The sequence below is a fragment of the Enterobacter asburiae genome (assembly GCF_007035645.1).
Taxonomy (GTDB): domain Bacteria; phylum Pseudomonadota; class Gammaproteobacteria; order Enterobacterales; family Enterobacteriaceae; genus Enterobacter; species Enterobacter asburiae_B.
Map to the genome: position 1 here is coordinate 832,231 of NZ_AP019632.1, position 24,959 is coordinate 857,189.

The 24,959-nt window shown below is 56.0% G+C and carries 23 protein-coding genes and 1 tRNA gene; 15 read left to right on the forward strand and 9 right to left on the reverse strand.

Translation table 11 applies throughout. The features are described from left to right. Window positions 1–28 precede the first annotated feature (28 nt). A complete protein-coding gene (gene argA / locus FOY96_RS03935) occupies window positions 29–1,360 on the reverse strand; it encodes an amino-acid N-acetyltransferase (RefSeq protein ID WP_039263334.1) in 1,332 nt (443 codons plus the stop codon). A 227-nt stretch (window positions 1,361–1,587) separates the two neighbouring features. On the opposite strand from argA, the gene amiC reads away from it, so the two are divergent. Beyond that, window positions 1,588–2,841: an N-acetylmuramoyl-L-alanine amidase AmiC gene (amiC, locus tag FOY96_RS03940; protein WP_029740496.1), complete on the forward strand. Its 1,254-nt coding sequence runs from the start codon at window positions 1,588–1,590 to the stop codon at window positions 2,839–2,841. 88 nt (window positions 2,842–2,929) lie between these two features. Here the strand turns inward: amiC and FOY96_RS03945 are convergent. After that, window positions 2,930–3,006 (reverse strand) — tRNA-Met (locus FOY96_RS03945). Between the two features lie 208 nt (window positions 3,007–3,214). Between FOY96_RS03945 and mltA the strand changes: the two genes are divergently transcribed. Together mltA and tcdA are read left to right on the forward strand one after the other, a co-directional pair. Further along, window positions 3,215–4,312: a murein transglycosylase A gene (gene mltA / locus FOY96_RS03950; protein WP_143346533.1), complete on the forward strand. Its 1,098-nt coding sequence runs from the start codon at window positions 3,215–3,217 to the stop codon at window positions 4,310–4,312. Between the two features lie 75 nt (window positions 4,313–4,387). Then, a complete protein-coding gene (gene tcdA / locus FOY96_RS03955) occupies window positions 4,388–5,194 on the forward strand; it encodes a tRNA cyclic N6-threonylcarbamoyladenosine(37) synthase TcdA (protein WP_143346534.1) in 807 nt (268 codons plus the stop codon). Here tcdA and csdE read toward each other — a convergent pair. Together csdE and csdA are read right to left on the reverse strand one after the other, a co-directional pair. After that, window positions 5,185–5,631 carry a cysteine desulfurase sulfur acceptor subunit CsdE gene (csdE, locus tag FOY96_RS03960; RefSeq protein ID WP_047060010.1) on the reverse strand — a complete coding sequence of 149 codons (447 nt, stop codon included), beginning with the start codon at window positions 5,629–5,631 and terminating at the stop codon, window positions 5,185–5,187. The genes tcdA and csdE overlap by 10 nt on opposite strands. Next, window positions 5,631–6,836, reverse strand: a complete 1,206-nt coding sequence (gene csdA, locus FOY96_RS03965; RefSeq protein ID WP_039263338.1) for a cysteine desulfurase CsdA — start codon at window positions 6,834–6,836, stop codon at window positions 5,631–5,633. The genes csdE and csdA overlap by 1 nt, the downstream gene beginning before the upstream one ends. Window positions 6,837–7,028: 192 nt before the next feature. Between csdA and FOY96_RS03970 the strand changes: the two genes are divergently transcribed. The 4 genes from FOY96_RS03970 (at window position 7,029) to rlmM (ending at window position 10,051) form a co-directional block, all read left to right on the forward strand. Continuing rightward, window positions 7,029–7,256 carry a YgdI/YgdR family lipoprotein gene (locus FOY96_RS03970; RefSeq protein ID WP_008499648.1) on the forward strand — a complete coding sequence of 76 codons (228 nt, stop codon included), beginning with the start codon at window positions 7,029–7,031 and terminating at the stop codon, window positions 7,254–7,256. A gap of 349 nt (window positions 7,257–7,605) precedes the next feature. Then, on the forward strand, window positions 7,606–8,523 hold the full coding sequence (gene gcvA, locus FOY96_RS03975; RefSeq protein ID WP_023309032.1) for a glycine cleavage system transcriptional regulator GcvA: 918 nt from the start codon (window positions 7,606–7,608) through the stop codon (window positions 8,521–8,523). A 39-nt stretch (window positions 8,524–8,562) separates the two neighbouring features. Then, window positions 8,563–8,958, forward strand: a complete 396-nt coding sequence (locus FOY96_RS03980) for a DUF423 domain-containing protein (RefSeq protein WP_023309031.1) — start codon at window positions 8,563–8,565, stop codon at window positions 8,956–8,958. Further along, window positions 8,951–10,051, forward strand: a complete 1,101-nt coding sequence (gene rlmM / locus FOY96_RS03985; RefSeq protein ID WP_023309030.1) for a 23S rRNA (cytidine(2498)-2'-O)-methyltransferase RlmM — start codon at window positions 8,951–8,953, stop codon at window positions 10,049–10,051. The genes FOY96_RS03980 and rlmM overlap by 8 nt, the downstream gene beginning before the upstream one ends. A 54-nt stretch (window positions 10,052–10,105) precedes the next feature. On the opposite strand, the gene xni is transcribed toward rlmM, so the two are convergent. From xni to queF, 5 genes are all read right to left on the reverse strand, one after another. Beyond that, window positions 10,106–10,861, reverse strand: coding sequence for a flap endonuclease Xni (gene xni / locus FOY96_RS03990; protein ID WP_048979245.1), 756 nt, complete (start codon window positions 10,859–10,861; stop codon window positions 10,106–10,108). A 112-nt stretch (window positions 10,862–10,973) separates the two neighbouring features. Beyond that, entirely contained in the window at window positions 10,974–12,341 is a 1,368-nt protein-coding gene (locus FOY96_RS03995; protein WP_143346535.1) for an L-serine ammonia-lyase, read from the reverse strand. Between the two features lie 65 nt (window positions 12,342–12,406). After that, window positions 12,407–13,702, reverse strand: coding sequence for an HAAAP family serine/threonine permease (locus FOY96_RS04000; protein ID WP_024909280.1), 1,296 nt, complete (start codon window positions 13,700–13,702; stop codon window positions 12,407–12,409). 514 nt (window positions 13,703–14,216) lie between these two features. Continuing rightward, window positions 14,217–15,581, reverse strand: coding sequence for a nucleotide 5'-monophosphate nucleosidase PpnN (gene ppnN / locus FOY96_RS04005; protein ID WP_047060004.1), 1,365 nt, complete (start codon window positions 15,579–15,581; stop codon window positions 14,217–14,219). Between the two features lie 116 nt (window positions 15,582–15,697). Then, window positions 15,698–16,540 carry an NADPH-dependent 7-cyano-7-deazaguanine reductase QueF gene (gene queF / locus FOY96_RS04010; RefSeq protein ID WP_143346536.1) on the reverse strand — a complete coding sequence of 281 codons (843 nt, stop codon included), beginning with the start codon at window positions 16,538–16,540 and terminating at the stop codon, window positions 15,698–15,700. 69 nt (window positions 16,541–16,609) lie between these two features. Between queF and syd the strand changes: the two genes are divergently transcribed. From syd to FOY96_RS04055, 8 genes are all read left to right on the forward strand, one after another. Beyond that, entirely contained in the window at window positions 16,610–17,155 is a 546-nt protein-coding gene (syd, locus tag FOY96_RS04015; protein WP_048976038.1) for a SecY-interacting protein, read from the forward strand. Between the two features lie 630 nt (window positions 17,156–17,785). Beyond that, window positions 17,786–18,115: a YqcC family protein gene (locus FOY96_RS04020; protein WP_023309024.1), complete on the forward strand. Its 330-nt coding sequence runs from the start codon at window positions 17,786–17,788 to the stop codon at window positions 18,113–18,115. Further along, the gene (gene truC, locus FOY96_RS04025; protein WP_033146427.1) at window positions 18,112–18,888 is read left to right on the forward strand and encodes a tRNA pseudouridine(65) synthase TruC; all 777 of its coding nucleotides are present in this window, start codon (window positions 18,112–18,114) and stop codon (window positions 18,886–18,888) included. The genes FOY96_RS04020 and truC overlap by 4 nt, the downstream gene beginning before the upstream one ends. A 24-nt stretch (window positions 18,889–18,912) precedes the next feature. Beyond that, window positions 18,913–19,362 carry a flavodoxin gene (locus FOY96_RS04030; RefSeq protein WP_029741558.1) on the forward strand — a complete coding sequence of 150 codons (450 nt, stop codon included), beginning with the start codon at window positions 18,913–18,915 and terminating at the stop codon, window positions 19,360–19,362. Window positions 19,363–19,657: 295 nt separating this feature from the next. Further along, window positions 19,658–21,013 (forward strand): galactarate/glucarate/glycerate transporter GudP, encoded by a 1,356-nt coding sequence (gene gudP, locus FOY96_RS04040; protein WP_033146426.1) that lies wholly within the window; start codon window positions 19,658–19,660, stop codon window positions 21,011–21,013. Then, the gene (locus tag FOY96_RS04045) at window positions 21,013–22,353 is read left to right on the forward strand and encodes an enolase C-terminal domain-like protein (RefSeq protein ID WP_143347752.1); all 1,341 of its coding nucleotides are present in this window, start codon (window positions 21,013–21,015) and stop codon (window positions 22,351–22,353) included. Before gudP ends, FOY96_RS04045 begins: the two co-directional genes overlap by 1 nt. Window positions 22,354–22,368: 15 nt before the next feature. After that, window positions 22,369–23,706: a glucarate dehydratase gene (gudD, locus tag FOY96_RS04050; RefSeq protein ID WP_143346537.1), complete on the forward strand. Its 1,338-nt coding sequence runs from the start codon at window positions 22,369–22,371 to the stop codon at window positions 23,704–23,706. Between the two features lie 77 nt (window positions 23,707–23,783). Beyond that, entirely contained in the window at window positions 23,784–24,923 is a 1,140-nt protein-coding gene (locus tag FOY96_RS04055) for a glycerate kinase (RefSeq protein WP_033146424.1), read from the forward strand. Window positions 24,924–24,959 lie beyond the last annotated feature (36 nt).

Genomic DNA, 24,959 nt, shown 5'->3' on the forward strand with positions numbered 1-24,959 from the left:
CGCGCAGCGCGACCCGGCAAGCGTTGTATTATCCAAGGTCAGCCATCAGCACCTTTGAACGACGCTGATAGTTGTACATCTCTTTCTTCGTTTCCGGCAGAGAATCGATATCCACCGGCGTGAATCCGCGCTCCTGGAACCAGTGAATGCTGCGCGTCGTCAGGACGAACAGCTTGCTCAGCCCCATCTGGCGCGCCTGTGCCGCCACGCGTTCAAGCAGCATTTCGCCGCGTGAAGAGCTACGGTAATCAGGATGCACCGCCACGCAGGCCATTTCACCGATCTTCTCTTCCGGGAACGGATAGAGTGCGGCGCAGGCAATGGTCAGGTTATCGCGCTGAATAATGGTGAATTTATCGATCTCCATCTCCAGCTGTTCGCGTGAGCGACGTACCAGAATGCCCTGCTGTTCCAGCGGGCGGATCAGCTCCAGAATGCCGCCGATGTCATTGATGGTGGCGCGGCGGATCTGCTCCGCACTCTCCATCACAATCTGCGTACCAATACCGTCGCGGGAGAACAGCTCCTGCAGCAGAGCCCCGTCTTCCTGATAGCTGATCAGGTGGCTGCGGCGCACGCCGCTGCGGCAGGCCTTCACGGCGCCACGCAGGAAGCGGACGGTGCCGGAGTGGTAATCGCCTTCGGCTTCCAGCGCTTCCACGCGGGCCTGGGCTTCATTCGGGAAGAGTTCCGGTACGATTGTTCCTTCACCGTCCACGACGCCCTGGGAGGAGCAGAACCCAATCATTTTTTCCGCCTTCAGCTTGATCGCCAGCTGCGTGGCGATCTCTTCGGACGTCAGGTTAAAGCTTTCGCCGGTCACGGAAACGGCGACCGGGCCCATCAGCACGATGGCACCGCTGTCCAGCTGGCGGTGAATAGCTTCTTCATCAATACGACGGATACGGCCGCTGTGGCAGTAATCCACGCCATCGTCCACGCCGAGCGGCTGGGCAATGATAAAGTTACCGCTCACGACGTTGATATGCGCGCCCTGCAGCGGCGTATTGTTGAGGCTCATAGAGAGACGCGCGGTAATATCCAGCTGCAGCAGACCCGCCGCCTGTTTCACCAGCTCCAGGGTTTTGGCATCGGTGACGCGGGTATGTTTATGGTAAATCGGCTCGTGGTGGTGAGCGGCCAGGTTGGCGTCGATCTGCGGACGCGCGCCATACACCACGACCAGGCGGATCCCGAGGCTGTGCAGCAGGCCAATATCATTGACGATGCTGGAAAAATTTTCATGCTCAATGGCTTCGCCGCCAAGCATGATGACAAACGTTTTTCCCCGATGGGCGTTGATATAGGGAACAGAATGGCGGAATCCCTGGACCAGTTCGGTTCTACGTTCCTTCACCATGGCACAACCCTTAATGAATGTTTATTCGTAATTTCTGTATTTTTATTCGATCGTGGCCGCGTGTGCAAGTGCAAATTTTCCGCGACCCACAGAAATTGGTAAGTAATCCGTGCGTTAGCGTATGATTGTTTACCCTTTTATAGATGACAGTTTATGCGTCATTCGTTAAAGTTTTCGGTCAATTTGGACATTTTGTATATCAGTCAGTGTTCTTGCTCGGGAGAAGCATGTCGGGATCCAATTCAGCAATAAGCCGCCGCCGTTTGTTAAAAGGGGCCGGGGCAATGTGGTTGCTTAGCGTCAGTCAGGTCGGTCTTGCCGCCACGAGTCAGGTGGTGGCGGTGCGCGTCTGGCCGTCGTCGACCTATACGCGCGTGACGGTTGAATCCAATCGCGTGCTGAAATATAAGCAATTTGCCCTCAGCAACCCGGAACGCGTGGTGGTGGATCTCGAAGGCGTTAACCTCAACTCCGTGCTGAAAGGGATGGCGGCGCAGATCCGCGGCGACGATCCGTTTATTAAATCGGCTCGCGTCGGGCAGTTTGATCCGCAAACCGTGCGCATGGTGTTTGAGCTTAAACAGAACGTTAAGCCGCAGCTGTTCGCCCTGGCGCCCGTCGCGACCTTTAAAGAGCGTCTGGTGATGGATCTCTACCCGGCCAATGCGACGGACATTCAGGATCCGCTGCTTGCGCTGCTGGAGGATTACAACAAGGGCGACTTGCAGCGTCAGGTGCCGCCTGCGCAAAGTGGCCCGCAGCCCGGAAAAGCAGGCCGGGATCGTCCGATTGTGATTATGCTCGATCCCGGCCACGGCGGCGAAGACTCCGGCGCCGTGGGGAAATACCGCACGCGTGAAAAAGACGTGGTGCTGCAAATTGCCCGCCGCCTGAAGGCATTGATTGATAAAGAAGGCAATATGCGCGCCTATATGACGCGCAATGAAGATATCTTTATTCCGCTGAAGGTCCGGGTGGCGAAAGCGCAGAAGCAGCGCGCCGATTTGTTCGTGTCGATCCATGCGGATGCCTTTACCAGCCGCCAGCCAAGCGGCTCGTCGGTGTTCGCGCTCTCAACCAAAGGCGCGACCAGTACCGCAGCAAGATTCCTGGCTGACAGCCAGAACGCCTCTGACCTGATTGGTGGCGTGAGCAAAAGCGGCGACCGCTACGTCGACCATACTATGTTCGATATGGTGCAGTCGCTGACCATTAACGACAGCCTGAAGTTTGGTAAAGCGGTGCTGGGCAAGCTGGGCAACATCAATAAGCTGCATAAAAACAGCGTTGAACAGGCCGGGTTTGCGGTACTCAAGGCACCGGATATCCCGTCCATCCTGGTCGAAACCGCGTTTATCAGTAACGTCGAAGAGGAGCGTAAGCTCAAGACGGCAAAATTCCAGCAGGAGGTTGCGGAGTCGATTCTGGCGGGGATACGGGCGTATTTCTCTGACGGGGCGACGCTGGCGCGACGCGGATAATGCTTTCAGCCGGGTAAACGCCCGGCAAATTCACAAACGACAGATACAAAAAAACACCCTTGAGGGTGTTTATTGTTTTCAGAAGTGTTGGTTGCGGGGGCCGGATTTGAACCGACGACCTTCGGGTTATGAGCCCGACGAGCTACCAGGCTGCTCCACCCCGCGTCCGTGGATGCGCACTATACTCGGATAGGTTTGTGATGCAACCCCTTTTTCACATAAATCATGATTTTGTATGCAAATTGAACGACATGGCTCTGTTCGGACTATTTTTTGCGCAAAATTTGCCAAAGGGCATGCGATCGCATTTCATTAGCCCTGGCGGTTTGTTATCTTCATCACGCGGAAATGGGCAACTTAAAGACGAGATATAATGAAAGGACGTTGGGCGAAGTATCTGATGGCGGGCGCAATGGTAGCGATTCTTGCGGCCTGTTCTTCCAAACCGACCGATCGCGGTCAACAGTATAAAGACGGGAAGTTATCCCAGCCTTTCTCTTTAGTTAATCAGCCTGATGCCGTCGGCGCACCGATTAATGCCGGTGATTTCTCCGAGCAGGTCTACCAGATCCGCAACGCGTCGCCGCGTCTGTATGGCGCCCAGAGTAGCGTGTATAACGCGGTCCAGGACTGGCTTAAAGCAGGCGGCGATACGCGCAACATGCGCCAGTTTGGTATCGACGCCTGGCAGATGGAAGGGGCCGATAACTACGGCAACGTCCAGTTTACCGGTTACTACACTCCGGTTATCCAGGCACGACACTCGCGTCAGGGCGAGTTCCAGTATCCTATCTACCGTATGCCGCCAAAACGCGGTCGTCTGCCGTCTCGCGCTGAGATCTACGCCGGTGCGCTGAGCGAAAACTACGTTCTGGCCTACAGCAACTCCCTGATGGATAACTTCATCATGGACGTTCAGGGCAGCGGCTACATTGATTTTGGCGACGGGTCGCCGCTCAACTTCTTCAGCTATTCCGGTAAAAACGGTCACGCCTATCGCAGTATCGGTAAGGTGCTGATCGACCGCGGCGAAGTGAAGAAAGAAAATATGTCGATGCAGGCGATCCGCGAGTGGGGCGAGAAACACAGCGAAGCCGAGGTGCGCGAGCTGCTGGAGCAGAACCCGTCGTTCGTCTTCTTCAAACCGCAAAACTTCGCGCCGGTGAAAGGGGCGAGTGCAGTTCCCCTGATTGGCCGCGCGTCGGTAGCATCGGATCGTTCGATTATTCCTGCAGGCACCACGCTGCTGGCTGAGGTTCCTCTGCTGGACAATAACGGCAAGTTCAACGGTCAGTATGAGCTGCGTCTGATGGTGGCGCTGGACGTTGGCGGGGCAATTAAAGGCCAGCACTTCGACATCTATCAGGGTATTGGCCCTGACGCAGGCCATCGCGCGGGCTGGTATAACCACTACGGACGCGTGTGGGTACTGAAGGCGGCGCCGGGTGCTGGAAACGTATTCAGCGGCTGATTGTGGTATTCTGAGCACAATACGGATTACTGTTCAGGGTGAGGAAAACCTCACCCTTTTTACATTTGAGGTTTTATGTCTGTGGTAATCAGCGACGCCTGGCGCCAGCGTTTTGGCGGGACGGCACGTTTATATGGTGAAAAAGCCCTGCAGCTGTTTGCGGATGCGCACGTCTGCGTCGTGGGCATTGGTGGTGTGGGGTCGTGGGCGGCAGAAGCGCTGGCGAGAACCGGTATTGGCGCAATCACGCTGATTGACATGGATGACGTTTGCGTCACCAACACCAACCGTCAAATCCACGCCCTGCGCGATAACGTCGGCCTGGCGAAGTCTGAGGTCATGGCGGAACGTATTCGCCTGATAAACCCGGAATGTCGGGTCACGGTGATCGACGACTTTGTGACGGCAGATAACGTCGCGGAGTACATGAGCAAAGGCTATAGCTATGTGATTGACGCCATCGACAGCGTGCGGCCAAAAGCGGCGCTGATCGTATACTGCCGTCGCTACAAGGTGCCGCTGGTCACGACGGGCGGTGCGGGTGGGCAAATCGATCCGACGCAGATCCAGGTGGCCGACCTGGCGAAAACCATTCAGGATCCGCTGGCGGCCAAGCTGCGCGAGCGCCTGAAGAGCGATTTTAACGTGATGAAGAACAGCAAAGGTAAGCTCGGCGTCGACTGCGTGTTCTCGACCGAAGCGCTGGTCTACCCGCAGGCGGATGGCTCAGTCTGCGCGATGAAAAGCACGGCGGAAGGGCCAAAGAGAATGGATTGCGCCTCAGGTTTTGGTGCGGCCACCATGGTGACCGCCTCCTTCGGCTTTGTGGCTGTGTCTCACGCCCTCAAGAAAATGATGGCGAAGGCGGAACGTCAGGCCTGAGCCTGACGTGCGGCATCCAGTACCGCGTCGCTGAGCGCGATCAACCCCTGACCGCGCGAGGCGCTGAGCTGCGCGCGCAGCCCCAGCTCATCAAATAACGCCAGCGGCGAATGTGCCAGCAATTCCGCCGCGCTTTTCCCTTCCACAGCGGTCAGCAATACGGCCAGCAGGCCCCGGACGATGCGGCCTTCGCTGTCGCCGAAGAAGTGCAGCTTCTCGCCGGAGACGCTAACCCCCAGCCAGACGCGGTTTTCACAGCCTGCGATCTCTTTCGCCTGCGCTTTAAGATCGTCTGAAAGGGCCGGGAGCTGTTTACCCAGCAGGATTAGCTGTCGATATTTATCTTCCCACTGCTGGAGCGGGGCGAAGGTCTGTCTTAAGGTCTCTTCTGTGATGACCGTGCCAAACGGATGTCCGGCTAAAGCAGCGCTAGTCATTAATCCACCAGTATTTCAAGGGCGCGGTCAACGGCGGCAACCAGCGCGTCGACATCGCTTTGGGTATTGTACGGCGCAAACGAGGCGCGCAGCGTACCGTTAACGCCAAGCGCCGCCAGCAGCGGCTGGGCGCAGTGCTGTCCGGCACGCAGGGCAATGCCGTACCCGGCCAGCAGCGTCACCATGTCGCTATGGTGAACGCCCGCAAAATCAAAGGCCAGCAGGCTTGAGTCCTGAACGCGGAACGAGCGGAAACCCGGGCGCTTTTTGAGCTCTTCCTCTGCCAGCGTCGCCAGCCCCCGGCTCCAGCTTTCAGCCTGAACGATGTCTGTTTCTGCCAGCCACTCCAGCGCCGCGCTTAAGCCAATCACACCCGCCACGTTCGGCGTACCCGCTTCCAGACGATAGGGAACATCCTGAGTTTTGAAGCCATCGAACGACACTTCGGTGATCATTTTGCCGCCACCGAGCCACGGCGTCATTTTTGCCAGCAGTTCAGGCTTGCCGTACAACGCCCCAATACCGGTTGGCCCGTAGAGCTTATGTCCTGAGAAGGCATAGAAATCGATATCAAGCGCCTGCACATCAGCGGGGAAGTGCACCACGCCCTGAGCGCCGTCGACCATCACCACCATCCCGCTGGCATGGGCTATGCGAATAGCCTGAGCCAGGTCCGGGCAACCTCCCGTGACGTTCGACATCTGTCCGAGCGCCAGAATGCGGCTGCGGGATGTAATCAGCTCGGGGAGACGGGCCACATCGGGCAGAAGGTCTGCACCCAGTGGAAGCTTCACCACGCGTGCGCCCGTTTGCTCTGCCACCATCAGCCATGGCACCAGGTTGGCGTGATGTTCCGCCTCGCTGACGACGATCTCATCGCCCGGCTGAAGCAGCGGGCGCGCGTAGCACTGGGCCACCATATTGATGGCTTCGGTCGTGCCGCGCGTCCAGACGATGTTTTTCCCGCTTTCGGCATTGATCAGGCGAGCGACCTGATCGCGTGCGGCTTCGTAGCGCGCGGTTAATCGCTGCGCTTCGGCAAACTGGCTGCGATGCACGTTCCCGGCACTCAGGCTGTAGAACTGCTGCGTGGCCTCAATCACCGCCTGTGGCTTAAGGGCGGTGGCGGCGCTATCCAGGTAAATACCGGCATCGGCCAGGGCCGGAAACTGTGCGCGGAACTGCGCAGGACTGAAAGCGTTCATGGGATTCCTCATTTCAATATAGCGATCGTCGCGCAATTTCAGCGGCAGGGCAAGGAGGTTGATATCTATCAGAATTGTCTGCTTATCATTACGGCCTCAAAAAAGCAGGTTATGCTAAATAGTGTTAGGCGGATGTTTTAGCCTGTTATAAATCGAGGTTTGAATAGCATTAATTGCTAAAGGAGAATAATCATGAATAAGACAGCTGCAATCATTTCTGCCTGTGCGTTTACTTTTGCCCTGAGCGCCTGTTCCGGTAACAACTACGTGATGCACACCAACGATGGTCGTTCTATCGTTTCGGAAGGGAAACCGACTACCGATAATGATACCGGGATGATTTCGTACAAAGATGCTAACGGGAACAAGCAGCAGATCAACCGCACGGACGTGAAAGAGATGAAAGAGATCGAGCATTAACAGATCGCAGGCGAAAAAAAAGCACCGCAAATTGGCGGTGCTACATTAATCACTATGGACAGACAGGGTAAATGTACAGGAAGTGAAAAATTGGTAGCGTTGCTACCGTGGTCTGAATCGCAGACCAATTGCAAACACAACAACACAACATCACAACCGTAAGCCAAAAGCCCTTCAGAACACGCATTCCGAAAAAAGCTCTTCGTTCCGGCTCAGGAAGTGCCGCCACTATAGGTATTTGCTGGTAGTTCCTCAACGGACAAATTATAATGGCTCAGATAAAAAAAACTAATAGGTTAAACGTTGTTTCCTGTTTGTTAAATTCCGTTAACATCTAAGCCAGATAACCATGTCAAAGCGATTGCCACCTCTTAATGCATTACGAGTTTTTGATGCAGCAGCACGTCATCTGAGCTTTACCCGCGCAGCAGATGAGCTTTTTGTGACACAGGCCGCAGTAAGTCACCAAATCAAGTCTCTGGAGGATTTTCTGGGCCTTAAGCTGTTTCGTCGACGCAACCGTTCGTTGCTGTTGACCGAAGAGGGGCAGAGCTATTTTCAGGATATTAAAGAGATTTTTTCCCAGCTCACGGAAGCCACGCGTAAGCTGCAGGCTCGCAGTGCAAAAGGTGCTCTGACCGTCAGTTTATTGCCCAGTTTTGCCATTCATTGGCTGGTGCCCAGACTCTCAAGCTTTAACTCAGCTTATCCGGGGATCGACGTTCGAATCCAGGCGGTAGATCGTCAGGAGGACAAGCTGGCCGATGACGTGGATGTCGCCATTTTTTATGGTCGCGGTAACTGGCCGGGCTTGCGCGTAGAAAAATTATACGCAGAATATCTCCTGCCGGTCTGTTCTCCTCTGCTGTTAACAGGTGAGAAGGCGCTGAAGTCACCCGCCGATCTGGCTCAGCATACGCTTTTGCATGATGCCTCTCGCCGCGACTGGCAAACTTATACCCGTCAATTAGGTCTTACACATATTAACGTGCAGCAGGGACCCATTTTTAGCCACAGTGCGATGGTGTTACAGGCTGCCATTCACGGGCAGGGCGTGGCGTTGGCGAACAACGTCATGGCGCAGTCCGAAATTGAGGCAGGCCGCCTGGTTTGCCCTTTTAATGATGTACTGGTCAGCAAGAATGCGTTTTATCTGGTTTGTCATGACAGTCAGGCAGAACTGGGTAAAATAGCCGCCTTCCGGCAGTGGATACTGGCGAAAGCGGCAACCGAGCAAGAAAAATTCCGCTTCAGGTATGAGCAATAACGTTTGTGTGCCGGGCACGCATCAACTCAGGACTTAAACATGACCAGCCGATTCATGCTGATTTTTGCCGCGGTGAGTGGCTTTATTTTTGTTGCACTGGGCGCCTTTGGCGCACATGTATTAAGCAAGTCTTTAGGCGCAGTAGAGATGGGCTGGATCCAGACCGGCCTTGAATATCAGGCGTTCCACACGCTGGCTATTTTTGGGCTGGCGGTGGCGATGCAGCGTCGTATCAGTATCTGGTTTTACTGGAGCAGCGTGTTTATGGCGCTGGGTACCGTGTTGTTCAGCGGTAGCCTGTACTGCCTTGCGCTCTCACATTTGCGCCTGTGGGCGTTCGTTACACCTGTCGGCGGCTTCAGCTTCCTGGCGGGTTGGGTATTAATGTTTATCGGAGCTATCCGTCTGAAACGCAAGGGCGTTGTTCATGAATAAGGTTGTTTTATATTGTCGCCCGGGGTTTGAGAAAGAGTGCGCCGCGGAAATTACCGATAAAGCGGCGAAGCGCGAAGTCTTCGGCTTTGCCCGCGTAAAAGAAAACGCGGGCTATGTGGTATTCGAGTGCTATCAGCCTGAAGACGCAGACAAGCTGGCGCGCGAGCTGCCGTTCAGCTCGCTGATCTTTGCTCGCCAGATGTTTGTCGCGGGTGAGCTGCTGAAGGATCTTCCGCCGGAAGACCGCATCACGCCAATTGTCGGCATGCTGCAGGGCGTGGTGGAGAAGGGCGGCGATCTGCGCGTTGAAGTGGCGGATACCAACGAAAGTAAAGAGCTGATGAAGTTCTGCCGTAAGTTCACCGTGCCGCTGCGTGCGGCGCTGCGTGATGCAGGCGTGCTGACGAACTACGAAACGCCGAAGCGTCCGGTGGTGCATATCTTCTTTATCGCACCAGGCTGCTGCTATACAGGCTATTCGTACACCACCAACAACTCTCCCTTCTTTATGGGCATTCCGCGTTTGCGCTTCCCGTCCGATGCGCCAAGCCGTTCCACGCTCAAGCTGGAAGAGGCGTTCCACGTCTTTATCCCGGCGGATGAGTGGGATGAACGTCTGGCAAACGGCATGTACGCCGTCGACCTTGGCGCGTGCCCGGGCGGCTGGACCTATCAACTGGTGAAACGCAATATGTGGGTATCGTCCGTTGATAACGGTCCAATGGCGCAAAGCCTGATGGACACCGGGCAGGTTACCTGGCTGCGGGAAGACGGTTTCCGCTATCGCCCGAACCGTAACAACATCTCGTGGATGGTGTGCGATATGGTTGAGAAGCCGGCAAAAGTCGCCGCGCTGATGGCCTCCTGGCTGGTGAACGGCTGGTGTCGTGAGACCATTTTCAACCTCAAGCTGCCGATGAAAAAGCGCTATGAGGAAGTATCGCAGAACCTGGCCTACATTCAGGAGCAGATGGACGAGCACGGTATTAACGTGGAGATCCAGGCGCGTCAGCTGTATCACGACCGTGAAGAGGTGACGGTGCATATTCGTCGCTGGTGGGCTGCGGTTGGCGGACGTCGCGACGAGCGATAGTACGTGCTTTGTTTTGCCCGGTGGCGCTACGCTTACCGGGCCTACAGAAAAGCGTTAACGCTCTAATCTCAACTGCTGTAAATTCCCGTCCAGCTGTAAATCCGTCTGTAGCGTTGCGATTTCCCGGCAGATAAACGCCATCTCTTTATGCGCCTCCAGCTTCTTGCGCCACTTTTCTGGCACCTCATCCAGACGGGCGTAAATCCCTTCCAGACTCTGAAAATCCTTCAGCAGCTGCGCGGCGCTCTTCGGCCCAATACCGGCGACACCCGGAACCTTAGAGCTGCTGATGCCTGCCAGCCCCCAGTAATCCGGCAGTTGCTCAGGCGAGACGCCGAACTCGCTGGCAATAAACGGCGCGTCCAGCCAGCGTTTTTGAAAATAGTCGCGAATGCGGATAGTCGGCGAGAGCAGCTGGCAGTAGCCTTTGTCAGTTGAAACGATAGTGGCCTGATGCCCGGCGCTTGCCACCTTTACGGCCAGAGTGGCCGCGAGATCGTCGGCTTCATTTCCCTGTGCACCCCAGCATGGAACGCCACGCTGTTCAAATGCAGCGCGCAGCATGGGCAATTCAGCGTGAAGATCGTCCGGCATCGGGGCGCGTCCGGCTTTGTAGTCGGGCAGACGCTGGTGACGCCAGCCCGTGTTGCGGGCTTCGTCATCAAATACCGCGACCGCGTGGGTGGGCTCACTGTGGCGGATAAGCTGCTCCAGCGCGTGCAGGCAGGTGTCTTTACAAGGCGTCCCCTGTACCGCATGGATACGGCGGATCAGGTTAAGAGCATCGACGATAAGTAAATGAACGGCCACAGATAATCTCCCTTCTATCTCATGCGTGAAGGGTAACACTGTCAGCAGCGTGAAACTATGAATGGTGGGGAAAACAGGAAGAAGCCTCGCAAAACGAGGCTTCCTGAGGGGCTTAATCGCAGGTCACGATCTTCATCGCCAGGCCGCCACGAGAGGTTTCGCGGTATTTGGCGTTCATATCTTTACCGGTTTCGTACATGGTTTCGATAACCTTATCGAGACAGACGCGCGGCTCGCTGGTGCGGCGCAGCGCCATACGTGCCGCGTTCACCGCCTTCACGGAGGCAATCGCGTTACGTTCGATGCACGGTACCTGTACCTGTCCGGCAACCGGGTCACAGGTCAGCCCAAGGTTATGTTCCATGCCGATTTCCGCAGCAATGCACACCTGTGTCGGGCTTGCACCCAGCAGTTCGGCCAGACCCGCCGCCGCCATGGAGCACGCCACGCCGACCTCACCCTGACAGCCCACTTCCGCACCGGAAATAGACGCGTTCATCTTATACAGCGAACCAATCGCACTGGCGACCAGCAGGTAGCGCGCCAGCGAGTTCGCGTTCACTTCACGGATAAACTTGTCGTAGTACGCCAGCACCGCCGGAACGATACCGCAGGCGCCGTTAGTCGGCGCGGTGACCACGCGGCCCCCGGCAGCGTTCTCTTCGTTTACCGCCAGGGCGAACATGTTGATCCAGTCTACAACGGCCATCGGGTCCGTTGTCGTTTTGTCGGTGCTCACCAGCATACGGCGCAGCGCAGCAGCGCGACGCGGCACGCGAAGCTTGCCCGGCAGAACGCCCTCGGTGGTGATCCCGCGCTCAATACCGCCGCGCATCACTTCCCAGACGTTAGTGAAGTGCTGTCCGAGCTCTTCTTTACTGTGAAGTGCCAGCTCGTTTTTCATCATCAGGCCGGAGAGGGAAAGGCCCGTCTCCTGACAGTGACGCTGAAGATCCGCCGCCGTTTTGTACGGATACGGCACTTCGACAGAAGAGGTATTGGTTTGACCAAAGTGGTCTTCGTCGGCGATAAAGCCGCCGCCGATAGAGTAATACGTCTGGCTGTATACCGCTTTGTCGCCGGCCAGCGCGGTAATGCGCATGCCGTTTTCGTGCAGCGACAGGTTGTCCGCATGGAAATTCATGCAGTGGTCAACCGGGAATTCAACCTCATGCTCACCGTTCGCCAGCAGCAGGCGACCGTGGGTGTTCACATCCTGGATGAAGCCAGGGATCGCATCAATATCAACGGTATCCGGCAGGTTTCCCGCCAGGCCCATGATAATGGCGATATCGGTATGGTGGCCTTTCCCGGTCAGGGAAAGCGAGCCGTATACATCGACAACCACGCGGGTAATGTCATGCAAGATGCCGCGTGCAATCAAGTCATCCGTGAACTGCTTACCGGCTTTCATTGGTCCGACGGTGTGAGAGCTGGAAGGACCAATACCGATTTTGAAGATATCGAATACGCTAATCATGATGCGTCCATTGCTTTCAGTCAGAGAGGGAGGAGTGCGCCGTCCGAAGACGGCGCGGGTGATAATCAGAACATGGTGTACAGGGAGTAGAAGATCGCAGAGATTGCGATAAGACCCATGATAACCACAAACACGTTGCTCACATGACCGCTGTACTTGCGCATAGCAGGGACTTTCTGAATCGCGTACATCGGCATCAGGAACAGAATCATCGCGATGACCGGGCCGCCCAGGGTTTCAATCATGCCCAGGATGCTTGGGTTCAGGGTCGCTACCGCCCAGGTGGTGAGCAGCATGAACAGCGCAGTGATTTTGTTCAGCTTGTTGATTTCAATGCTCTTGCCTTTACCGCGCAGAGATTTAATCACCATACCGTTGAAGCCTTCACGCGCGCCGAGGTAGTGGCCCAGGAAGGATTTGGTGATGGCGATAATCGCGATGATTGGTGCCATCCACGCAATGACCGGTGCGTTAAAGTGGTTCGCCAGATAAGACAGAATAGAGATGTTCTGCTCTTTCGCTGCCGCCAGATCCGCCGGGGAGAGGCTCAGTACGCAGCTGAAGACGAAGAACATTACGGTCAGTACCATCATAATGTGAGCGCGTGCCAGGATGCTGGAGCACTTCTTCTCTGCGCCATTACCGTACTCTTCACGTTTCGCCACAGCGAAAGAAGAGATGATTGGGGAGTGGTTGAAGGAGAACACCATTACCGGAATTGCCAGCCAGAGGGTCATCAGCAGGCCGTTACCGGTTGCCGATGCACTGCTCAGGGACAGGGTTTCCAGCGCTGCACCGTTCCACTGTGGGATCAGGTAGCAAGCCAGTACCATCAGAGCAATAACGAACGGGAAGACCAGTACGCTCATTGCTTTCACAATCATCTGCTCACCGAAGCGAACGATGGTCATCATGCCCACGATCAGGATCAGCGACAGAATCGCACGCGGCGGCGGCGTCATGTGCAGCTGGTGCATCATGAAGCTTTCAACGGTGTTGGTGATCGCCACGCTGTAGACCAGCAGGATAGGGTAAATCGCGAAGAAGTAGAGCAGGGTAATCAGTTTACCTGCGCCAACGCCGAAATGCTCTTCAACAACTTCAGTGATGTCCTCGCCCGGGTTTTTACCGGACAGCACGAAGCGGGTCAGACCGCGGTGTGCGAAGAAGGTCATCGGGAAAGCAATGATAGCCATGATGATCAGCGGGATCAGACCGCCGACGCCTGCGTTGATAGGAAGGAACAGTACACCAGCGCCGATTGCTGTGCCGTAAAGGCCAAGCATCCACATGGTATCCGTTTTGCGCCAACCACTTCGGGATTCAATCGAAGCAACGGTGCTGGTTTGAGTGGTTTCCATCTGTATCTCCTGGAGGAAGCAAATTGTCAGGTTTTTAGTCAAATCCGATGAAAAAGTGCCTGACGGTAATATGAAATTCGTTCAGTGACGGTTTTTTAATAATTTTCGCCCGTAACTATTGGCGGGCGGAAAGATACATTCTAGTTATGAATCTATCAGTGATCCTGATCCCAAATGCAATAATCCACTTATGATGTGGGCATCTTTAGACCATTTATCTGTTAAAAAAACGTCAAAGAGAATTTACGGGCGCGAAGGCTACCACCAACGACATGTGAGCTGAAAGACTGGCCCGTGATATAGGTGTCTTTAGCTGTAAAGAAATGGGTTTTTAGTATTTTCTTGCAGGTAATTTGGATTAAGGCTGATAATTTACGGTTGAAAAAACAAGGTAATCGTTTGCGTTTGCGCATAGTTTGTAAAAGACATAAGTGATGCGTATGAATTACCTCGTAATAAAAAAAGCCGGGACGCGCAACAGGGCGACCCGGCTTTGATGAGATGCTGTTGAGCGTTATGTGCAGATTTCGTAGCAAGGAATATAGGCTGAGCCCGGCAGCTTCATGCGGTGCTGAGCGACAAAGCCCTGCAGCATGTCGTCCATGCGACGCATCATCTCCGGGTCGCCGTGGATCTTGTACGGACCGTACTGTTCAATAGCGCGGATGCCCATCTCTTTGACGTTGCCCGCCACAATCCCGGAGAAGGCACGACGCAGATCGGCAGCCAGGACTTCCACCGGCTGGTCCGGATAGAGTTTCAGGTTCGCCATATTTTCGTGCGTTGGCTCGAACGGGATCTGCAGATCCGGCGCGATACGGATTGACCAGTTAAAGCTGTACGCATCGCCGGTATCGCGACGGTTTTCTTTTACCAACGGCATCGCTTTTTTCATCTGGCGCGCCACTTCCGCGGCATCGTCAATGATGATGCGATAGTGACGACGCGCGGATTCGCCCAGCGTGTGTACGATAAACTCGTCCAGCACGCGGAAGTAGTCGGCGCTCTCTTTTGGACCGGTCAGGATCAGCGGCAGAACCTGATCTTTGTTGGCCGGATTCATCAGAATACCCAGCAGATAGAGCAGCTCTTCCGCTGTCCCCACGCCGCCCGGGAAGATGATAATGCCGTGGGCGATACGGACAAACGCTTCAAGACGTTTCTCGATATCCGGCATGATAATCAGCTCGTTAACCAGCGGGTTAGGCGGCTCAGCGGCTATGATTGACGGCTCGGTCATGCCGATAAACCGTCCCTCTTTGTAACGCTGTTGCGCGTGTCCCACTGCGGCACCTTTCATTGGCGCTTCCATCGCACCCGGACCGCAGCCGGTACAGATATTCAGCTCGCGCAGGCCAAGCTGTGTGCCCACCCGACGCGCATAAAGGTATTCGGTTTCGTTAATGGAGTGGCCGCCCCAGCAGACGACCATGTTCGGCGCTTCGCCAACGTGCAGGGCACGGGCGTTACGCAAAATGGAGAACACCAGGTTGGTGATATGGACTGAGCTTTCCAGGTCGAGATGCTGGAAACGGCCTGCGTTGTGGATCTGCCCGTTAACAAACAGGATGTCACGCAGCACGGCAAACAGGTTAGCCTGAAGTGAACGAATGATACGGCCGTCGACAAAAGCCTCTTCCGGCGGGTTGATGACTTCAAGCTTCACGCCACGCTCGCGGCGCAGCACGTTGATATCAAAGCTTTCGAAGCGGGACAGCAGTTCTTTACTGTTATCTGTCAGGCTTCCGGAGTTCAGTACGGCAAGTGAACAGTTACGAAACAGTTGATAAAGATCGCTGCTGGCCGTGCGCTTAAGCATGTCCACTTCCAGCTGCGACAACATATCCATTGAGCCAAGCGGGCTAATATGTGTAATCAAGTGAGCTCCTTACGGGACGATTATCGTCTTTCCCTGTTGATTACAATAGCCCTGGCGCGTGACGTTTCACAACCTAAAGCGCGGAAGATACCGCGCATATTGTGAAAATATTTATATTACTGACGCACCAGCCGCCCCGTTGCTGGCACAAAATCGGTGTTGGTGCGCCACGGGTTGATGTCCAGACCGCCACGGCGGGTGTAGCGCGCGTAAACGCTCAGTTTTTCTGGCTGGCAAAAACGCTGAATATCGCTAAAGATACGCTCCACGCACTGCTCGTGAAATTCGTTGTGATGGCGGAACGACACCAGGTAGCGCAGCAACTTTTCCCGGTCAATTTTCGGGCCTCGGTACTGGATCTGCACCGAACCCCAGTCCGGCTGGTGGGTGATCAGGCAGTTGGATTTCAGCAGGTGGCTGACCAGCGTCTCTTCGACCACCTTTCCGCTCGCCGCGTTTTCGAGGTAATCGGCGCTGAATTCATAATTCTCCACCTCGATATCCTGATCGTCGATGCAGGTCCCGTTGAAGTGGGCGACCGGCTGCCCTTCCAGTTCGTGCAGGCGATACAGTGAAACGCTCACCTTTCCCTGCGCGCAGGCGCTTAAATCACGTTCCAGGCTGTGCTGAACGTCGTCCCAGCTGCTGAATTTTGTCTGGTTAAAACTGTTGAGATAGAGCTTAAAGCTTTTGGATTCCACGAGATTAACGCTGGCGTAATCCAGCTCAACGTGGCCCACCGCCACCTGCGGCAGACCGCGCGCGTTAAGCCACGAGAGTTCGTACAGCGTCCAGATGTCACCGCCGACAAACGGCAAGGCATCCGCATGCAGGCCCAGAGGATCGCGGTTCAGGCTGCGCGGCACGCCCTGCAGCAGGCTTGCATCGTAGGTATCGCGGTAATCGGTCGATTTCCCCAGCGTTAAGCCGGTTAACGCCTGATGATTTTCGTAAGACATGTTTCATAGCCACTTTACAGGTACACTTATGGCCTGAGTTTATCCTGTCTGACAAGAAGAGAGAAATCGGTGGACATCGAAACTGCAAATGCCCTCACTGCCTTCACGACCCGCTATTGCGACGCATGGCATGAAAAGGACCAGACATGGCCGCAAAGTGCTGATTTGTATGGCGTACCTTCGCCGTGCATTATCTCTTCAGTCGACGATTACGTTATCTGGCAGCCAAAACCTTTCGACGGCGAGCAAAATGTAAATGCGGTTGAGCGGGCAATGGACATTGTGGTACAACCAGCAGTTCATGCGTTTTATACCACGCAGTTCGCAGGGGATATGCCTGCGCGCTTTGCTGATATCACGCTGACGCTGTTGCAGACCTGGAGCGAAGACGATCTGCAGCGTGTTCAGGAAAACCTGATTGGTCACCTGGTCACGCAAAAACGCCTGAAGCTTTCTCCGACGCTCTTTATTGCCACGCTGGACAGCGAACTGGACGTTATCTCCGTCTGTAATCTGTCAGGTGAAGTGGTTAAAGAGACTATCGGCACCCGCAATCGCGAGACTCTCGCCCCCTCTCTTGCGGATTTCCTTACCCGACTTGAGCCACTTCTGTAATCCATGATGCTATAGCCCGTGTGAGAGATCTCTTACAACGTTTGTGAGAGATCGCTGAAGATTCAGTATTACCTCATTTAATTCAGATTAATATCACTCTATTTTTCAACGAATTACTTGTTCATCGTATTGTTTTTAGGGATTTCTTACGGCTTACAACCCAGAAAGGGTGGGTTGTAAGACGAAGCGGAATAGCGGATTCTATTTCTGTCGACAGGACGCCGACACGAGAAACGAACATCAGGATGATGGCGTTTCTTACACAGGACTCGTCAGGATGGCGCTTCAGGAAGGCTTCAGGATGAAGCGAAGTGGATAACGCAGGATGCGTAAGGGACACCTCCAGGAAGGAGAACGAGAGCCGGTCAGGATGGTCGGTGGGTCAGGAAGGCCAGGACGTTTCAGGATGAGACAAACACGTCAGGAAGATGTGTGCAGGATGCATCGGCTTACGGATGACCAGGCCTTCGGGCGTCAGGAAAAGTTGTCACGGATGAGCAGGGAGCACGAATTGTAGCTGGAATGCTGCGAAACGAACCGGGAGCACTGTTTTTACAGTGCTCCCTTTTTTTATTTCTGCCTTCCGCAATGCTATGCTGCGCGCCGTTCACTTTTTCAGTTGAGGTTACTATGACGCAACACGATAGCGTTCGTGCTCAGTTGCACGCCATCGAAGCCCTTTTGCGCCAACATCAGCTGTGGCAGGAGACCGCGCCGCAGCCAGAAGCGTTCGCGAGCACTCAGCCCTTCTGCCTGGATACGCTGGCCCCGTTTGAATGGCTGCAGTGGGTGTTAATTCCGCGCATGCACGCCCTGCTTGAGGGCGGTCACCCGCTTCCGCAGGCGTTTGCGGTCTCTCCCTACTATGAAATGGCGCTCGAGGCGACGCACCCGGCGCGCGACGTGATGCTGGTCGAACTGGAAAAACTGGATGCCCTGTTTGCCGGTGAAGATGCATGACGCTTGAGATCCTCTATCAGGACGAGTGGCTGGTGGCGGTGAATAAACCGTCAGGCTGGCTGGTACACCGCAGCTGGCTCGATCGCGATGAGAAAGTGGTGGTGATGCAGACCGTTCGCGACCAGATTGGTCAGCATGTTTTTACCGCCCATCGCCTCGACAGGCCGACCTCCGGCGTGCTGCTGATGGGGCTTTCCAGCGAGGCGGGGCGTCTGCTGTCACAGCAGTTTGAACAGCATCAGATGCAAAAGCGCTACCACGCGATCGTGCGCGGCTGGCTGACTGAAGCCGCCACGCTGGATTATCCGCTGGTGGAGGAGCTGGACAAAATCGCCGATAAATTTGCCCGCGATGACAAAGGTTCGCAGCCCGCAGTAACGGACTATCGCGGCATGGCGACGACCGAAATGCCGGTTGCAACCAGCAAATTCCCGACCACACGCTACAGCCTGGTTGAGCTTTTGCCTAAAACCGGGCGTAAGCACCAGCTGCGACGCCATCTTGCGCACCTGCGCCATCCGATTATTGGCGACAGCAAACACGGTGATTTGCGCCAGAACCGCAGTGCAGCCGAACACTTTGGCTGCCATCGTCTGATGCTGCACGCCAGCGAGCTGAGCCTGACGCACCCGTTTACCGGCGAACCGCTGACTATCCGTGCGGGGCTGGACGACGTCTGGATGCAGGCGCTGTCACAGTTTGGCTGGCTGGGACAACTCCCCGAAAATGAAAGGGTTGAGTTTGTATCGGGCAACGTTCAGGATGAACGGTAAACGCATTCATTATGGGAAAATATCATGGCTGAAGTAGGCATTTTTGTCGGCACAATGTACGGCAACTCGCTGCTGGTAGCGGAAGAGGCTGAGGCAATACTCGCCAGCCAGGGCCATAAAGCTACGGTCTATGAAGACCCGGAACTGGCAGACTGGGAAAAGTATAAAGATAAATACATTCTGGTGGTGACCTCCACCACCGGGCAGGGCGATCTGCCGGACAGCATCGTGCCGCTGTTTCAGGGCATTAAAGACCAGCTTGGCTATCAGCCGGACGTGCACTACGGCATCATTGCTCTGGGCGACAGCTCTTACGCCAACTTCTGCGGCGGCGGCAAGCAGTTCGATGCGCTCCTGCAGGAGCAGAGCGCCCAGCGCGTCGGCGAGATGCTGCTGATTGATGCCGGGGAGCATCCTGAGCCCGAAAGCGAATCGAACCCGTGGGTGGAGCACTGGGCAACTCTCCTTAAATAGTTATCCAGGCCGGGTAAGGCATAGCCGCCACCCGGCGATACACCCCGCTCCAAACGCCAAATCCGTGAACCACCTTCCATTCCCCTGGGCTTATGCCATAAACAACCTCTCATACACCCTTTAATACTGTGTTTCTGCACGGTGAGGTGATGAGGCACTCCTTCATATACTTTTCCGGTCACTATAAAACGGCGTCAGGCCGTACCAAAACGACAAAACACCAATCTCATTCTGATTACCCTACCGGTGCTGTACAGAATGAACCAGGCGAAAGCTATGTTTCAGGAGTGCAACAATGAGTACATTAAGCCACGCAGCGAGCAGCGCTGAAAAGCGCACTAATGCCCGCTACTGGATAGTGGTGATGCTGTTTATCGTCACATCCTTTAACTATGGTGACCGCGCCACGCTGTCGATTGCCGGTTCGGAAATGGCAAAAGATATCGGCCTTGATCCGGTGGGCATGGGTTACGTTTTCTCCGCATTCTCATGGGCCTACGTCATCGGGCAAATTCCTGGCGGCTGGCTGCTGGACCGTTTTGGATCTAAACGCGTCTATTTCTGGTCCATCTTTATCTGGTCGATGTTTACCCTGTTGCAGGGTTTCGTCGATATCTTCAGCGGCTTCGGCATTATCGTGGCGCTCTTCACGCTGCGCTTCCTGGTAGGCTTAGCGGAAGCACCTTCCTTCCCGGGGAACAGCCGCATTGTCGCTGCCTGGTTCCCGGCGCAGGAGAGGGGAACGGCGGTGGCGATTTTCAACTCCGCACAGTACTTCGCGACGGTGATCTTCGCGCCAATCATGGGCTGGCTGACGCATGAGGTGGGCTGGTCGCACGTCTTCTTCTTCATGGGCGGGCTTGGGATCGTCATCAGCTTCGTCTGGCTGAAAGTGATCCACGAACCCAATCAGCATCCTGGCGTGAACAAAAAAGAGCTGGAGTACATCGCGGAAGGCGGCGCGCTGATCAATATGGATCAGAAATCCGCAAAAGCAAAAGTTCCGTTCAGCCAGAAATGGGCGCAGATCAAGCAGCTCGTCGGCTCGCGCATGATGATCGGTATCTATCTGGGCCAGTACTGTATTAACGCCTTAACCTACTTCTTCATCACCTGGTTCCCGGTATACCTGGTGCAGGCACGCGGCATGTCGATTCTGAAAGCGGGATTTGTCGCGTCGGTCCCGGCAATCTGCGGCTTCGTCGGCGGCGTGCTCGGCGGAGTGATTTCCGACTGGCTGATGCGCCGCACGGGGTCACTGAACATCGCGCGTAAAACCCCGATTGTGCTCGGCATGCTGCTCTCCATGACCATGGTGTTCTGTAACTACGTCAGCGCCGAATGGATGATTATCGGCTTTATGGCGATGGCCTTCTTCGGCAAAGGCATTGGCGCGCTGGGCTGGGCGGTGATGGCGGATACGGCGCCGAAAGAGATCAGCGGCCTGAGCGGCGGCCTGTTCAACATGTTCGGCAATATCTCCGGGATTGTTACGCCCATCGCTATCGGCTACATCGTCGGCACCACCGGCTCTTTCAACGGTGCGCTAATCTACGTAGGTGTGCATGCGCTGGTGGCGGTGCTGAGTTACCTGGTGCTGGTTGGGGATATCAAACGCGTCGAACTTAAACCTGTTGCGGAGCGTGGATGATGACAACGCAATCGAGCCCAATCGTTACGGAGATGAAGGTTATTCCGGTGGCCGGGCAGGACAGCATGCTGCTCAATATCGGCGGGGCGCATAACGCCTGGTTTACCCGTAATATCGTCGTGCTGAAAGACAGCTCAGGGAATACCGGCGTGGGCGAAGCCCCGGGCGGAGAGGTGATTTACCAGACGCTGGTCGATGCCATTCCGCAGGTGGTGGGCCAGGAGGTCGCCCGTCTGAACAAGGTGGTTCAGCGGGTGCATAAGGGCAATCAGTCGGCAGACTTTGATACGTTCGGTAAAGGGGCCTGGACGTTCGAACTGCGGGTCAACGCGGTCGCCGCGCTGGAAGCCGCCCTGCTCGATTTACTGGGTAAGGCGCTCAATGTTCCGGTTTGCGAGCTGCTGGGACCCGGCAAACAGCGTGATGCGGTCACCGTGCTGGGCTATCTGTTCTACGTTGGCGATCGCAATAAGACCGATCTCCCCTATCTGGCTCGATCCACGGGCGATCACGACTGGTATCGCCTGCGCCACCAGGAAGCGTTCTCCAGCGACGCGGTAGTGCGTCTGGCCGAGGCGGCGCAGGATCGCTACGGCTTTAAGGATTTCAAGCTGAAGGGTGGCGTGCTGCCCGGCGAGCAGGAGATTGATACGGCCCGGGCGCTGAAAAAACGCTTTGCTGATGCGCGGATCACCGTCGATCCCAACGGCGCCTGGCTGCTGGAGGAAGCGATTAGCCTGTGCAAAGGGCTGGAGGATGTCCTGACCTATGCGGAAGACCCCTGTGGCGCCGAGCAGGGCTTCTCGGGCCGTGAAGTCATGGCCGAGTTTCGTCGCGCTACCGGGCTGCCTGTCGCGACCAATATGATCGCCACCAACTGGCGTGAAATGGGTCATGCGGTGATGCTGAACGCCGTCGACATTCCGCTGGCGGACCCTCACTTCTGGACGCTTTCAGGTGCAGTGCGCGTGGCGCAGCTGTGCGATGACTGGGGGCTGACCTGGGGCTGTCACTCGAACAACCACTTTGATATTTCGCTGGCGATGTTTACCCACGTTGGCGCTGCGGCGCCGGGTAACCCGACCGCCATCGATACCCACTGGATTTGGCAGGAAGGGGAAGCCCGCCTGACGAAAAATCCGCTGGAAATCATCAACGGCAAGATTGCCGTACCGGATGCGCCGGGCCTGGGCGTGGAGATTGACTGGGATCAGATCCATAAAGCCCATGAGGCGTATAAAAAGCTACCGGGCGGCGCGCGTAACGACGCGGGCCCGATGCAGTACCTGATCCCCGGCTGGACATTTGACCGTAAGCGCCCTGTTTTCGGACGTCACTGATAAAAGGATTGAACGATGAGTACTTTTTCTACCCCTGTAGTTACCGCCATGCAGATCGTTCCGGTTGCGGGCCATGACAGCATGCTGATGAACCTGAGCGGCGCGCATGCGCCATTCTTCACCCGCAATATTGTCATTATCAAAGACAATTCCGGGCATACGGGCGTGGGCGAAATTCCGGGCGGGGAGAAGATCCGCCAGACGCTGGAAGATGCCATTCCACTGGTGGTGGGCAAAACGCTGGGTGAGTATAAAAATGTCCTCAACACCGTGCGTAACACCTTTGCCGATCGCGATGCCGGAGGGCGTGGCCTGCAGACTTTCGATCTGCGCACCACCATTCACGTGGTGACCGGGATTGAATCCGCGATGCTGGATCTGCTGGGTCAGCATCTGGGCGTTAACGTTGCGTCGCTGTTGGGCGAGGGGCAGCAGCGCAGCGAAGTGGAAATGCTGGGCTATCTGTTCTTTGTCGGCAACCGCAGGCTGACGCCATTGCCTTATCAGAGCCAGCCGGATGAACAATGCGACTGGTACCGACTTCGCCACGACGAGGCGATGACCCCGGATGCGGTGGTGCGCCTGGCGGAAGCCGCGTACGAAAAATATGGCTTTAATGATTTCAAACTGAAGGGCGGCGTGCTTGCCGGTGAGGAAGAGGCGGAAGCCGTCACCGCGCTGGCAAAACGTTTCCCGCAGGCGCGCGTGACGCTGGATCCGAACGGCGCGTGGTCGCTTAATGAAGCGATCAAAATTGGCAAGCAGCTGAAAGGCGTTCTGGCGTATGCGGAAGATCCGTGTGGGGCTGAGCAAGGCTTCTCAGGACGTGAAGTCATGGCGGAATTTCGCCGCGCAACGGGGCTGCCGACCGCGACCAATATGATTGCCACCGACTGGCGTCAGATGGGACACACCCTGTCATTGCAGTCTGTCGACATTCCGCTGGCGGACCCGCACTTCTGGACGATGCAGGGGTCGGTGCGCGTGGCGCAAATGTGTCACGAGTTTGGCCTGACCTGGGGCTCGCACTCCAACAACCACTTCGACGTGTCGCTGGCGATGTTCACGCACGTTGCCGCCGCCGCGCCGGGCACGATTACCGCTATCGACACGCACTGGATCTGGCAGGAAGGTAATCAGCGTCTGACTAAGCAGCCGTTTGAGATCAAAGGTGGCATGGTGCAGGTGCCTTCCACGCCGGGGCTGGGGGTTGAGCTGGATATGGACCAGGTCATGAAAGCCCATGAGCTGTATCAAAAACACGGTCTGGGCGCCCGTGACGACGCCATGGCGATGCAGTATCTGATCCCCGACTGGACATTCGACAATAAACGCCCGTGCATGGTACGATAAACGCATTGGGACCGCTCCCACAAGCGGTCTTTTACGTGGTGTATGCTTAACGTAACGACTATGCGTAAGGATGGCTTATGAAAATTGTTATCGCACCGGACTCGTATAAGGAAAGTTTGAGTGCGCTTGAGGTTGCGACAGCGATAGAACGTGGTTTTCGCGAGATCTTTCCCGAGGCGGTTTACGTCAAGCTGCCGGTCGCGGACGGTGGCGAAGGGACGGTTGAGGCGATGATCGCGGCAACACAGGGACGCATTGTGCATGTTCCGGTGACCGGCCCGCTGGGTGAGCGCGTGGAAGGGTTTTATGGCTTATCCGGTGACGAGCAGAGTGCCTTTATTGAAATGGCGGCGGCAAGCGGCCTGGAGCTGGTCGTTCCTTCGCAGCGTAATCCCCTGAAAACCACCTCGTGGGGCACGGGCGAACTTATTCGTCACGCGCTGGACGCGGGCGTTAAGCATATCATCATCGGCATTGGCGGCAGCGCCACCAATGACGGCGGAGCAGGGATGGTGCAGGCGTTGGGGGCAAAGCTGCTGGACGACAGCGGGCAGCCCCTTGGGCAGGGCGGGGGCGAGCTGGGAAAACTTGCGCGTATCGACCTGAGCGGGCTGGACAGACGTCTGGCGGAGTGCCGGATAGAGGTCGCCTGTGATGTGACGAATCCGCTCACCGGAAAGGATGGCGCGTCAGCCGTATTTGGCCCGCAAAAGGGAGCCACACCCGAGATGATCGTTACCCTGGACAACGCGCTGGCGCAGTATGCGAGAGTCATTGCCCGGGATCTGGATATCGACGTGCTAAACCTTGCTGGCGGCGGCGCGGCGGGTGGCATGGGGGCCGCGCTGTACGCCTTTTGCGGCGCGGAGCTGCGCCAGGGCATTGAGATAGTGACCGATGCGCTACACCTGGCCGACCAGGTGGCCGATGCGGATCTGGTGATCACGGGAGAAGGCCGCATCGACAGCCAGACGATCCACGGCAAAGTCCCGGTGGGCGTGGCGAAAGTGGCGAAACGCTTTAACAAACCCGTCATCGGCATTGCAGGCAGCCTGACGGCGGACGTTGGCGTGGTACACGATCACGGCATTGATGCGGTGTTTAGCGTGATCTACACCATCTGCTCGCTGGAGGATGCGCTGGAAAATGCCAGCGAGAACGTCAGGATGGCCGCCAGGAATATCGCGGCGGTGCTGAAAGTGGGGCAGGGAATGTAGTTCTCCCTCTCCCTGTGGGAGAGGGGCGGGGTGAGG